We start from the raw sequence: 14,467 nt of genomic DNA, 5'->3' as shown, positions 1-14,467 counted from the left end.
AAAAGTTAAAAGTATAAATGCCAAAAATTAGATTAAATAAAGCGGTAAAGGAGTTTAATATCTCAATGTCAAGGCTTGTGGAGTTTCTGCAGACCAAAGGTTTTGAGGTGGAAAGCAACCCAAACGCTCAATTGGAAGAAGCGGCATATTCTGCACTGCAGGCCGAGTTTGCCAAAGACGGTGAACAGCGTAAGGCTTCGCATGAGGTGGTAATTTCGAAGGTTCCGGAGGAGAAACTGGAACTAGAAGAGAAGAAGCCGGAGGTAATCCGTGCTAAATCGCAACTCAAGGCAGAGACCAAAGTTCTTGGTAAAATTGATCTGGATGCGAAATCAGCAGAGCCTGAAGCCGCCCCTGAGGTCCCTAAAGCAGTCGAACCGGCAGTAGAGGAGAGTACAAGTAAGGAGACCCCTGAAAAATCTGTTGAGGAACAAGAGAAACCTCAGCGTCAGGAATTCAATGTGCTGGGCAAAATTGATTTGTCGAAAATAGAATCTTCATCCAAGCCTAAAACGCCAAAAGCTAAATCTACAAAAGCGGTGGAACCAGCCAAAGAGCCGGAGCCAGCGAAAGAAGCGGAGGTCGCTGTAAGCCCTACAGAAGAAAAAATCGGGCAACCGGAGGTTAAATCCGAGATTGCAAGTCCTTCTTTTGAAGAGCCAGCAAAACATAAAACACTATACCAAAAACTCGATGGCCCTAAAATTCTTGAGCAAAAGGTAGATCTTTCTCAGTTTCAGTCAAAGAGTAAAGCAAGTGCAGATAAAAAGAAAAAGCGCAAGAGAATTGAAAAACCAGTAAGTGGACCTGGTTCTGCGCAAGGCACTGCGGGAGCTCAAACTGGTAACCGTCCTGGACAGGGAGGTACACGCCCAGGACAAGGGGGGCAAAACCGACCGGGACAAGCGGGCAACAAGAAAGGAGGACGCAGAGGTGAGAAAGTAATGCCTGTGGAACTTTCGGATGAGGACGTTAAAAATCAAATCCGGGAGACTTTAGAGAAGCTCACCAATAAGGGTGGGAAATCTAAAGGAGCCAAGCACCGTCGCGAAAAGCGTTCATTTAGAAGGGAGCAAGACGAGCTTCAACAAGAAATGGATGCGCAGGACAGAACTTTGAAAGTAACGGAATATATTACTGTGGGGGAACTGGCATCACTAATGGATGTTAACCCTACCGAAGTAATCTCCACCTGCTTCTCACTTGGAGTGATGGTAACTATGAACCAACGTCTAGAAGCCGACACTTTGCAGCTGGTAGCTGATGAATTTGGTTACGATATTGAATTCTCCGATGCAGATCTTGAAGAAGCAGCAGAAGAGGAAACTCCAGACAAAGAAGAGGATCTATCTCCTAGAGCACCTATTGTTACCGTGATGGGTCACGTGGACCATGGTAAAACGTCACTTCTCGATTATGTACGTAAGGCAAACGTAATTGCCGGTGAATCCGGAGGGATTACGCAGCATATCGGTGCTTATAACGTGCAGTTAGAAAACGGTCAGAAAATAACCTTTTTAGATACTCCTGGTCACGAAGCGTTTACTGCGATGCGTGCACGTGGAGCACAAGTTACCGATATTGCAATTATTGTGATTGCAGCGGATGATGATGTAATGCCACAGACCAAGGAAGCCATAGCACATGCGCAGGCAGCTGGTGTTCCAATGATTATTGCATTAAATAAGGTGGATAAACCTAATGCAAACCCAGACAATATCCGTCAACAACTTTCCAGTATGAATATATTGGTAGAAGAGTGGGGTGGTAATGTACAATCTCAAGAAATCTCTGCAAAATTTGGTACGAATGTCGACCTATTGCTTGAAAAAGTGTTGCTTCAGGCAGAACTCCTGGAGCTTAAAGCCAATCCAGACAAGAAAGCGCAGGGAGTTGTAATTGAAGCTTCTTTAGATAAGGGTAGAGGGTATGTCTCCACAGTGCTTATCCAATCGGGTACTTTAGAAGTTGGAGATTATGTACTGGCAGGTAAGAACCACGGTAAAGTTAAGGCGATGCTCGACGAGCGCGGAAAGCCAATGGAGCTAGCTGGTCCTTCCATTCCAGTTACGATTCTTGGTCTGGACGGCGCACCAACAGCAGGGGATAAATTCCGTGTCTTTGAGGACGAGCGCGAAGCTAAGTCCATTGCTAATAAGAGAGAGCAATTACAGAGGGAACAATCGATACGGACCAAGAAACATCTTACATTGGATGAAATTGGAAGACGTATTGCTCTTGGAGACTTTAAAGAACTTAACATTATCCTTAAAGGGGATGTGGACGGTTCGGTAGAGGCTCTTTCGGATCAGTTGCAAAGACTATCTACGGAAGAAATTCAGATCAATATTCTGCATAAAGGAGTAGGACAAATCACTGAATCGGATATTCTACTGGCTACAGCATCCGATGCTATTGTAATTGGATTTAATGTACGTGCTGGAGCCAACGCCAAGGATCTAGCCGATAAAGAAGAAATCGAGATCAGAACCTATTCGGTTATCTATGCGGCCATTGACGAAGTCAAAGAGGCAATGGAGGGAATGTTATCTCCAGAGATTAAAGAACAAGTGATCGGTAACGTAGAGATCCGTGAAGTATTTAAAATTTCCAAAGTAGGAACCATTGCGGGCTGTATGGTCCTAACAGGAAAGGTTACTAGGAATTCGAAAATTCGCCTACTTCGGGAAGGTATCGTAAAACACGACGGGGAGCTGGAAAGCTTGAAGCGTTTTAAAGACGATGTTAAAGAAGTCACAAAAGGCTACGAGTGTGGTCTTAATATAAAGGGCTACAACGACATTGAAGTGGGAGATATCCTAGAAGTTTATGAAGAAGTAGCTGTAAAGAAAAAACTTAAATAGTGTTAATTACTACAGTTTAAGCCACCTTGAGGTGGCTTTTTTATTTGCTTATTTGCTTATTTAAATTAATTCTAAATTATAATATGATAACTATCAGCTATTTGCTAAAATTAGACAGCTTCTTTTCAAATAATTAAATAATCGTTGAGTCGATTCATTTATTCATTAAAAAAACCTGAAACTAATTGTATAATTCCAAACTTTAATACAGTAAACTTGCGTGTGTTGGGATTTTTTAACATATTTGCGAAAATATAATATTAAATTTTGTTAATATGAATGTGAAATTAAGAGTACTTACGGCCGGTGCCCTGTTTTTTATGGGTGGTCAGATGGCCTTTGCTCAACAGGATTCTTTGAGAACACAAAATGTGGAGGAGGTTGTTGTTGTTGCATTTGGTACACAGAAGAGGGAGGCAATCGTTGGTTCCGTTGCAACTGTCGATAAAAAAACAATTGAGAGTCAGCAAGCTACAAGTGTACTTAGTGCGTTACAAGGTACTGTGGCAGGGGTAAATGTAATATCTACAGGTGGTATGCCTGGGGACAACCCGTCCATATATATCCGGGGGATTTCATCCATCAATGCTAGCACGCAGCCGCTAATTATTGTGGACGGTTCTCCTTATGGAGGAAATATTAACTCCATTCCTCAAGATCAGGTAGAATCTATGTCGGTTCTTAAAGACGCGTCAGCTACAGCACTATACGGTTCAAGAGCTGCAAATGGTGTAATTATTATTACTACTAAAAAAGGTCGTACTAATCAAAAGCCGCGCGTTAGCATAACTTCGTTAGCGGGGGTATCTACAAATGCCGTTCCTTTTCATGAGGTTATGGGATCTGAAGACTTCATGAGATATACTTGGCAGGCTCTCCGTAATAATGAGATTGTTAATGGAGGTAAATCGGCTGCGGAGGCCGCACAGTTCGCAACCAATAACCTAATTACCAGATTGGGGTATAACCCATATAATGTCAATAATCCAATTGATGCTAATGGAAATGTGGTTAATGGAGCTACTTTACTGTGGGATACAGATTGGGAGAAAGAGCTAATTAACAATGCCGCTTTCAAGCAAGAGCATAGATTCAGCTTAACAGGTGGTAGTGAGAATACTACATATTTTGTAGGAGCAGATTATCTTGACATGTATGGAAACGTAAAAACTTCTAAATTCGAAAGAATTGGGTTTAGAGGTAACGTTGAATCCAAAGTTAATAATTGGTTGAAAGTTGGATTAAATACCTCCTTTACAAGTTCATCTCAAAACTATCCTACACAGTCTGGTTCTTCCTATCAGAGTGCTATCCAGTGGATCTATACAATGCCTAGCATTTATCCATTGCACATGAGAGATGAGAATGGAAATTTGATTTTAGACAATTTTGGAAATCCACAGTATGATTATGGAAATAATGCCTCATCAGGACGTCGTGTCAACGCACAGCGTGAAATCCTTAATAATGAAAATGCAGTCGGAGCATTGTATAATTATAAGATAAGATATAATCGCTATGATGTTTTTACGAATGGTTTTGCAGAAGTTTCATTTACAGATTACCTTAAACTAAGATCTCAAGGGTCTTTCCAGCTCTATACTTACGATAGTTATGACTACGATCATTACTTATACGGTAATGCTGCAAGTGTGGGTGGAAGAGTATCTCAAGGCCGAGATCTTGCAAAAACTATAAACTGGACTAATAGTTTAACATTTGATAAGAGCTTTGGTGAGCATAACGTTAACGCACAGGCGATTTTCGAGCTTATGGACTATCGTTATGATGCTTTAAGTGCTCAAGGGACAGGTTATCTTCCGGAAGTTTTTGTTTTGAACGGATCTACATTGCCAGAAGGAGTTGGTGGATATATCAATCAAGAAAGACTTGTGGGTTACCTAGGACGTGCGGCATATAACTACGGCAGAAAATATTTCGTAGAAGGTTCTGTTAGAACAGACGGTTCTACAAGGTTTTCACCTGAGACGCGTTGGGGTACTTTCTTCTCTGTCGGAGGTGCATGGGTTGTTAGTCAAGAGAATTTCTTCCAAAATAATGTGATGAATTACTTGAAGCTTAAATCATCTTACGGTGAACTTGGAAACAATGCCACCACCAGTTATTTCCCATACCTGGCAGTCTACAATACTGGTTGGAATAACTTAGATCAAACCGGAATAATTCTTGGAGGCGCCAGAGATTATTTCTTGACTTGGGAAAAGACTGCGTCATTTAATGCAGGAGCAGAGATGGGCTTCTTTAACAACAGAATTACAGCCGATGTAGATTATTTCAATAAAGAGTCAATTGATTTGATTTACGCTAAGCCCCTACCTGGATCTACTGGTAATACCTCCATTACTACTAATGTAGGTGCCTTAAGAAATTATGGATGGGAAGTTAATTTAAATACATTAAACGTTGATACTGAAAAGTTTAGTTGGAGATCAAATTTAAATGTGACATTTGAAAAAAATGAAATCACTGAGCTAACACAGGAATCATTCATCAATGGTACAAAGCGTTGGGAAGTGGGTAGATCTCTATTTGACTTCTTTTTAGTTGAGTGGGCGGGTGTTGACCCTCAGACTGGTATGGGAACTTGGTATTATGACAAAGAAAATGCCGATGGAACTGTTACTAGAGAAGTTACTTCAAATTACAACCTCGCTAACGTGGAATCTAGTAAGCGATACCTTGGTAGTTCATTACCAAAGTTTAGAGGAGGATTTACAAATAATTTTAGAATTGCAAATTTTGAAATTAACTCTTTGTTCAATTTCGCATTTGGATCGTATGTATACGACTCATCGTATGCAGCGCTTATGAGTGGATTTGCATCAATAGGTAGACAGCAGCATGTGGATGTTAAAAATGCGTGGCAGCAACCTGGTGACATTACAGACGTTCCAATGAATATTGTTTCCAACAACCAGAATGCATCAACATCGTCAAGATTCCTTTTCGAGAATGATTATATCAGATTAAAGGCTTTAACAATCGGCTATAATGTTAATAGAGACTTGATAGATGTCATGGGGCTTTCGAACATGAAAATATTCTTACAGGGGGACAATCTATGGACTTGGCAGAGCCACAAAGGTATCGATCCGGAACAAGGAATTTCTGGAACTACAGATAGTAGATCTTACAATCTAAAAACAGTCTCTTTAGGAGTAAACGTTGGATTTTAATTAAATAAGAAAATTTAAAATGAAAAATATTAGTCTATTTTTATTCATAGTATTGATTGGATTTGTTCAGTCATGTCGTGAAGAATATTTGAACGAGCCTGCACCCACGGACGCTGTAGCACCAGATGTGGCATATGGTTCTTATCAAGGTGCTAAAGCGCACATAGCAGGAATCTTAAGAAGGACTAGAGGGCAGTTTACTGCTACCGACGCGGGAAATCTAGGGTCTCTATATTTCGCGAGAGAAAATAAAGGTAATATATCCATCAATAACGGTAGCTGGTTTTCTTTTGACTACGAGAATGACAATAGAGAACCAAACTACAGAAGAACAGTATTTACTTGGAATTTCCCTTATTATCTTATCGGTCAGGTGAATGCTTTCATTGATGGAGTTGAGAAAAGTACAGCTATTAGTCAAGTAGAGAAAGATGAACTACTTGGGCAGGCGTATACTATGAGAGCTTTTTTCTACTTTGAATTAAGTTTAGAATTTCAGCACACCTACTCTTATGATCCTTCACTACCAGCTCCGCCGCTTTATACTGAAGCAGGTGCGCTAGAAGGAAAGCCTATGAGTACTATGCAAGAGATGTATGCTCAAATAACTCAGGACCTCGAGTATGCTTTAAGCATTGGTACTATGAGCAGAGAAAATAAGTCTTATTTTAATAAAGCGGTAACCCATGCTGTTGCTGCAAGAGTTTACCAAGTAATGGAAGATTGGCCAAAAGCTGCGTCGAATGCTAGAGCTGCTTACGGTGGTAATGTTGCTTCCGCGCTAAGTCCAAGTGTTTATAAATTAGGGTTTGACGATATGGATGAAGGTGTAGAATGGCTTTTAGCTGATCCACAAACCGCCGATCAATCAAATTATTATTATTTAGCTCCGCACGGTTTCTACACAAGAACTGAAAGTGCTTATAATAATACTTTTATCAATAGGAATTTCGTGGCACTTTTTTCTCCAACTGATGTTAGAAACACGTTTAAGCAAACCGGAGTTACAGATTACCGTCAGTGGTATACAACTAAATTTAAATTTGCATTTGATGCGGATCTAGCTCTGATTAGGACGGCAGAGATGATCTTGATTGAAGCAGAAGCTTTATATCATAGTAATCCAGCTGCAGCACATGCTTTATTATACTCATTGCAAGTAAACAGAGATCCAAGCAAAGTTAAATCTGCTAATACTGGAAGTGCTTTGTTGGAAGAAATTTTAACTGAGCGTAAAAAAGAGCTTTATGGTGAGATAGGTGTTGAATGGTATGACGCTAAGAGACTTCAAAGAGGACTACCTAGAGATGCTTTCCATAGAGTTAATTTAGCAAGCAAACCAATGCTTCCTAATGATAAGCGTTTCTTCTTGAAAATTCCTCAAGCTGAGATTGATGCAAACCCAAATATTGATGCTTCAATTAATGCCGATAGATAAGTTAGAGTGCTTATAATACATAGTTAGCCAGGGATGTTATATTCCTGGCTTTTTTATTTATTCCACTAAAAAAGTGTTTAGTAAGGTCTAAAGTATGTTATGCTGATATTTTTTTTGTTTTGGCTACGACGTTAGTAATAATTTGACAGATATGATAGTCATGATTTACTATAGAGGCAATTTTATGAAATTTGTATTTGTATGAGCATTTGTTTTATTATTTTTTAAAAAAGTTTGAAAAGTTATATCAATGTACTAGATGTAAGATATGATGACGGTTTACCATATTTTATATAAAATTTGTTAATAAGTAATACTACTCATAATTGCAGTTTTCTGATCGTTTAATTAAATGTTTAGCACAGGAGATTTTTAAATAATTAATAAACAGAGAGTTAGGAAATAAAAACTTGTTAAAATAAGTTAAAAAATACTTTGTTTAAAATTTGTGTGATTGATATATTTTGAACATATTTGTGTCAATGTATAATAAACTGTTAATATGAATGTGAAATTAAAAGTATTAAGTGCTGGTGTACTTTTTTTCCTATCTCAAGGAATGGAGGCACAGACTGACACAACCCGGGTCAGAGATATTGATGAGGTCGTGGTAGTAGGGTATGGTACGCAGCGTAAATCTGACGTTACTTCTTCGCTTTCTTCGGTGAAGGGAGAGGAAATTGCTAACTTGAATACACCTACGTTTGAGGCGCAACTTGCGGGAAGATCTTCAGGGGTACAAGTGGTCAATAACTCGGGAGAGATTGGTCGTGCACCTGTGGTTAGGATCCGCGGTATTAATTCCATTTCTTCCGGAACATCTCCACTTTATGTAATCGATGGTGTACCGATGTTTGCTGGTGATACTGGAGGAGGTAATACACCGGCCAATGCGCTAGCAGATATTAACCCTGCGGATATTGAGGACATGACCGTTCTTAAGGACGGTGCTGCTACTGCGATTTATGGATCCAGAGCTGCGAATGGAGTAATCTTAATTACAACTAAAAAAGGACGTGGCGGTAAATTCTCCGTGAACTACAATAACCAGTTCAGTATCGCCAACGTGGTTAAGAAGTTTGACTTGCTACAAACTCCTGACTTCCTTACAATCTCAAATGAGAAATCTGGCGCAGCAAATACGGTTTGGGCTAAAGGTTCTGAGTACAATACCGACTGGCAGGATGCCGTCTTAAGAACTGGTACCCAAATGGACCACTTTTTATCTATGACCGGTGGACTAGGAAAAGGTAACTATTATGCCTCCCTTGGTTATACGACGCAGGAAGGGGTAATCATGCCGAACGCAATGGAAAGAACTTCCCTTCGTTTGAATGCGGATCAGAAAGTGACCAACTGGTTAAAACTAAGCACTAGTATGGCATATTCCGAGACCGGTTATGAGGGTCTAAACAACGGTTATAATTCCATCTCAGGAGCAATGTTCAGTGCTGTAAGGCAGCTACCTAACACTCCGATATACGACCCGTCCACACCAACCGGCTACAATATCTTCACAGAAGGCACCACCAGTAGAGTTGGACAGTGGGAAAATAACATCCCAATTACCAGCAACCTTACCAATATCGCGTACATCGTTCGCAATAATAAGTATTCCTCGGACCTTACCCGTTTTATAGGTAGCGCCGCTGCTGATGTAACTGTTACTGATTGGTTAGACTACCGTCTTCAAATAAGTAAAGACCGTTCTGTTACAACCGGATTCCTTTACTGGAATAGGGTACACGGAGACGGGTTTTCAAGAGGAGGATATATAGACAACAACTATTTGAACCTAGACCGTTGGAATATCCAGAATATCGTAAATATGCGTAAATCCTTTAACCAGCATAACTTAAACCTTGTGCTAGTTAATGAGTACCAAAAACAACGTTCTAACTCCTTCTTCGCTGACGGACAAGGATTGTCTGCTGACTTCTTTGGGTCCGTAAATGTTATTTCAGGATCTTATACTACCCAGTATTCCGGAGGTGGGGCTTCTGAGAACGGACTGATATCCTATGCAGCACGTTTCAGTTATAATTTTGCCAATAAGTACTTCTTACAGGCCAGTATCAGAAGAGATGGACTTTCTTCATTACCAGAGGCTAACAAGTGGGGTAATTTCCCTGGGGTTTCTGTGGGTTGGACTGTATCCAATGAAAACTTCCTTAAAGGTAATGACGCTCTCTCAGAACTTAAACTACGCGCATCTTACGGAAAGGTTGGAAACACTGAAATTGGTAACTATCCGTACCTTGGGCTTTACAGTAGTTACAAGTATGCAGATTACACAGGTATAGGGTATTCTCAAGCAGGTAACGACCAGTTGCAGTGGGAAACAAGTACGAAACAAAACATCGGAGCGGACTTTGGTTTCCTTAACAACCGTATTACACTTAATGCTGATTACTTCGTTAACGTAAATGACGGTCTTATCCTTGCCGTGCCTGTATCTCCTTCATTAGGTGTGCCTAATAATTCCATCAACAAGAATATTGGAAAAATGGAGAACCGAGGTTTTGAATTTACTGCAAACGCGGATATTATCAGAACGGAAAATTTCCGCTGGAGTCTAGGAGGGAACCTTACTTTAATTGAAAATGAGGTACAGACCTTAGTGGACGGTAATGATATTATTCAATCTCAGAACGGTCAGACCGCTTATTTAATAAGAGAAGGAGAGTCCCTTCGATCACTGTACGGATTTAAGTATTGGGGGGTGAACTCTGCAAACGGTAACCCAGTGTACTACAAGGCGGATGGATCCTTAGTTCAAGGTAATATCGCAAACAGTAGATACTACGGTTTTGATCCTGCGAATCCAGGTACTTTAGGAGCAGCATCTTCTTTAAGTAACGACGACCGTTATATCCTTGGAAACACGTTGCCTACGTATTTTGGTTCACTATCTACTAATTTCAAGTATAAAGCATTTGACTTTAGCGTTATGGCGAGATTCAGTGGAGGCAACAAGATCTTTAACGTCACGAGAAGAGAACTTCTTAACCAGGATTTCTATAACAACGGAACAGAAATCCTTGGTAGATGGCAAAGTGCTGAAAATCCAGGAGATGGATGGACTCCAAGATTATGGGGAAGTAGAGGAAACTTCATTAACTTGGAAGGAGTGGCAAACTCCCGTTTCATTGAAGACGGAGATTTCGTTAAGATTGATAACATGACACTTGGCTATACGATGGATCCTTCTATCTTCGAGGCTGTGGGACTAACAAAGCTTAGAATTTACGGAGTGGTTCAGAATGCCTTTATGTTTACTAACTACAGTGGTATTGACCCAGAAATGGAAAGCAATGGTATGGATTATAATTCAGTACCGAGACAAAGAACATTCTCCATTGGTTTAAATGCAACTTTCTAAAATTTTACAACAATGAATTTAAAAAATATGAAACTTAAGCAGTACGTTCTGTCCCTTGCCGCAGCGGGCTTAGTGATGACAGGATGTACCAGAGAAAACATTATGGATCTGGAACCCTACAACCAGATTAGTGAAAATGTAGCCTTTGACACTAAAGAGAATATCGTACTGTCCGTAAATGGAATGTACCAGGCAGCCCAGGTAGGACTTTACAATAACGGGGGCTCCTCAACTGCCGGTCGTGGTTATCCGTTTGGTGCTGCATACTTTCAGCAAAATGATATGCGTGGGGAAGATATGGTAAATACTGCCTCGTTCTATGCCATAACTTATCAAGGTACTTGGGACCCTGCTGGAGCTTTAAATACGGTGTATTATTGGGTAGATACTTACCGACTGATAAACAGAGCCAATCTAGTGATTGAGGGAGTCACCAAGGCAGTAGAGAAAGGTGTGCTTACTGATGCAGAAGGAAAAGACTACATAGGACAGGCGCTCTTCTTTAGAGCATTCAGCCACTATGAGCTACTTAATTTCTTTGCTCGTCCGTACAAACACACGGCCGATGCATCGCACGCGGGAGTTCCTTACCGTACAAAAGCCAGTAATTCTGTAGCTACAATTGAAGAAAACGCTAGTTTAGGACGTGGCTCTGTAGCTGAGAACTATACGCAACTTCTTGCAGACTTGGATATGGCAGAAAGTTATATTCCTGCTAGTGCGAGATCTGGCAAAAATGCGATTGTATATGTTTCCCGTGAAGCTGCGATTGCACTAAAAACTAGAGTTTACTTAAGTAAGGGAGACTATGCAAAAGTTATTACCGAGGCCAATAAGCTGGACGGGAAATTTACACTTACGCCAGATCCAAATACTCCGTTTGCAAACAACTACGGAAACTCGGAAAGCATCTTTTCCCTAGAAAACTCTGCGACCAACAACCCAAGTGTAAATGGAGCCCTGGCTTCCCAATACAATGGACGTAGCTTAATTGCAATAAGTCCAATCATTTGGAATAATGCAGGATGGCTTGCTACGGACAAGAGGAGGGGTGCTAGTCTAGTGGACAAGAGGACTTCTGGTTACTATACCTTGAAGTATAAAGATACTTCGACATTATCTGATGCTTCCCCGCTACTTAGATACGCGGAGGTTCTTTTAAATCGTGCAGAGGCCAAAGCCAGGCTCAACGACGCCTCTTACCTTGCAGATCTGAATGCGGTTCGTAACCGTTCCCTTGCCAGTCCTGCCACGGAACAATATACACTATTTGCTAACCGTACCGCTGCAGTAAATGCTATCCTACTTGAAAGAAGAATTGAATTTCTTGCGGAAGGTTTAAGATGGAACACCATCCACAGGTTGCAGCATGACGATATTGCTCCAATGGATGGGGTGCCTGCAAAATACAAGAACGGTGCTAATCCTGTCGTTGCAGACTACCAAATTGGAGTTCCTTACGTTATCAAAACAGGAGACGTACCAGCGATGGCGTACTCTGAACACCGCTATGTATGGCCTATTCCAACTTTGGAAACTAGTGCCAATGCCGTACTTGCTGGCCAACAGAACCCTGGGTATTAAATTTTTTCAATACCATTTTTGACCCCGCATTTATGCGGGGTTTTTTATATCGGCTTATTTCTTAAATTTGTCCACAAGACCATTTGCATGAAATACTTTTTTATCCTGCTGCTCATAAGCTCCTTGTTTAATGCACAGATAATCAACAAGACTAATTCACGAATTCCAAGCGATACTTTGGTGGTGGATAATGGAGGAAAGGATTCTATGAATATCTTTCAACCCACTATTGAAGACTATACCTACAGGACCGAATTTGGTCCTGTCGTGACATATGATACTACTTTTACTGTGGAGCGGTCCTACCGACTCACGCAGTACAATAATAAGGACAACTATGGGTCCATTCAGTTTGCTAATATCGGAAGTGGTTTCCAAAGGCTGCTGTTTCGACCGGATAGCTCCCCGATTCACGACCTGCTTCCAGAAAGAAAGTCCTTTTTCTATATTGAGAGTGACAGTGTTAAATACTATGATGTGAAGACACCCACCACTTCCTTTTTATACCATAGTGCCATGCGTAACGGAGCTGCGCTTCAGTCCACATATACACAAAATGTGGGACGCAATTTCAATATTGCGGTAGAGTATATGGGGTTACGGTCCGAGGGTTTCTACACGAATAGCCTTGCAGCCAATAACCATACACTTTTCTCTGCCAATTATAAAACAGATTCCGGAAAGTATGGATTCGTTGCTCACTTTATCCATCAGAATGTAAACAACGAAGAGTACGGGGGTATAAAGGATTTGGAACTGTTTCTGGGGGGAGACTCCCGGTTTCGAAACCGTCAAAATCTGGAAGTGAATTTGAATGACTCGGATTCAAGGTTCTCCGCGCGTAGGTATTATCTTACGCAAACTTTTGCGCCTTTCAATCCAGAAAAAATTCCTTTCAAATTGTCCCATACGATATCCCATCAGGGAAACAAGTATTACTACAATGTGGGGGTATCTGACACTGGATTTTATACCGATTTAGTACAGGGTAGATCTTTAGCAAGTAAGAAATACTCCAACAATTTAAGCAATTCACTTAGCGCGCTTTGGGATAAAGAGAATTTCCAATTAAGCGCTGGTATAAAATACCAGATATTAGAGCTTGGCAGTGAAAACGCTCCCACGGGCTCTGGAGAGATGGCCGGAGATTTTTTTAAAGAAAATCGATTAGGGGCTTTAGCCCGTCTTCGTTGGAATCTTCGGGATAAAATTGAGCTCAATTCATTTGCCGAGCTTTTGCGTGGTGATGTTTTTGGGAATCATATAAGTTCTCGTAGTACGCTCACATTGGAACCTTGGGCTGGATACCAGTTGTTAGCAAAACTAAACTATTTAAGTACGGCACCTTCCTTTAATTTACTAACCAACGCATCCCCCATTGCGTCGTGGAACTATACACTAGAGGATTTCAAGAACCAGAATATTCTTGGTATCGGCGGTGAACTTCGAATTCCCTGGATGAAAGCCAGTCTGTATGCAGATTTCTTTAATGTATCCAATTACACCTATATTGATGCGCAGCGTAGCATCCAGCAGTCCTCTGATGTAGGAGCAACCCAAATAGGAGGGCAGGCACATTTCAGGTTTGGAAAGTTTAACCTGCAACCCCGCCTAACCTTTCAGATGATCACCGGCGCGAAGGAAGTATATCCCGCCCCGGAATTAATTGGTCGAGTGAATCTTTTCTTTCAAAGCAAAGCCTTTAAAAATGCTGCAGAAATCATGACCGGACTTAAAGTTTATTATTTCAGTGGTTTTCATTCAAGGGAATTCTCTCCAGAGGTTAACGAGTTTTATCTGCCTACGGCTACTGCATATTCCATCGGGAATGAACCTATAGTGGACGTCTTTTTTAACATGAAGGTTAAAACCATGCAATTCTATATTGAAGGGCAGAACCTTACTGCAGCTGCGTTTCAAAATCGATCCTATACCGCACCCTATTACCCATTGTACGATTTTCGATTAAATATAGGCATCCTCTGGCACCTTTTCCACTAGT

Annotated in this window: 6 protein-coding genes; all 6 read left to right on the top strand. The window is 40.9% G+C overall.

Going from position 1 to position 14,467, the window contains the following annotated elements; translation table 11 throughout:
* Positions 1-17 precede the first annotated feature (17 nt).
* The 6 genes from infB to IC612_RS03355 all read left to right on the top strand — a co-directional run bounded on the left by infB (position 18) and on the right by IC612_RS03355 (position 14,466).
* Entirely contained in the window at positions 18-2,864 is a 2,847-nt protein-coding gene (gene infB, locus IC612_RS03380; RefSeq protein ID WP_194738765.1) for a translation initiation factor IF-2, read from the top strand.
* Positions 2,865-3,139: 275 nt separating this feature from the next.
* Complete coding sequence (locus IC612_RS03375; protein ID WP_228512850.1) at positions 3,140-6,061, top strand: SusC/RagA family TonB-linked outer membrane protein; 2,922 nt, start codon at positions 3,140-3,142, stop codon at positions 6,059-6,061.
* Positions 6,062-6,080: 19 nt separating this feature from the next.
* Positions 6,081-7,499 (top strand): RagB/SusD family nutrient uptake outer membrane protein, encoded by a 1,419-nt coding sequence (locus IC612_RS03370; protein ID WP_194738764.1) that lies wholly within the window; start codon positions 6,081-6,083, stop codon positions 7,497-7,499.
* Positions 7,500-8,001: 502 nt separating this feature from the next.
* Complete coding sequence (locus IC612_RS03365; RefSeq protein WP_194738763.1) at positions 8,002-10,881, top strand: SusC/RagA family TonB-linked outer membrane protein; 2,880 nt, start codon at positions 8,002-8,004, stop codon at positions 10,879-10,881.
* A 12-nt stretch (positions 10,882-10,893) separates the two neighbouring features.
* Positions 10,894-12,465, top strand: coding sequence for a RagB/SusD family nutrient uptake outer membrane protein (locus IC612_RS03360; RefSeq protein WP_194738762.1), 1,572 nt, complete (start codon positions 10,894-10,896; stop codon positions 12,463-12,465).
* An 87-nt stretch (positions 12,466-12,552) separates the two neighbouring features.
* Positions 12,553-14,466, top strand: coding sequence for a putative porin (locus IC612_RS03355; protein WP_194738761.1), 1,914 nt, complete (start codon positions 12,553-12,555; stop codon positions 14,464-14,466).
* Position 14,467 lies beyond the last annotated feature (1 nt).

Origin of the sequence: Planobacterium oryzisoli, from assembly GCF_015354315.1 — a bacterium.
Classification (GTDB): Bacteria; Bacteroidota; Bacteroidia; order Flavobacteriales; family Weeksellaceae; genus Planobacterium_A; species Planobacterium_A oryzisoli.
This window is presented reverse-complemented; position numbering and strand designations above follow the sequence as displayed.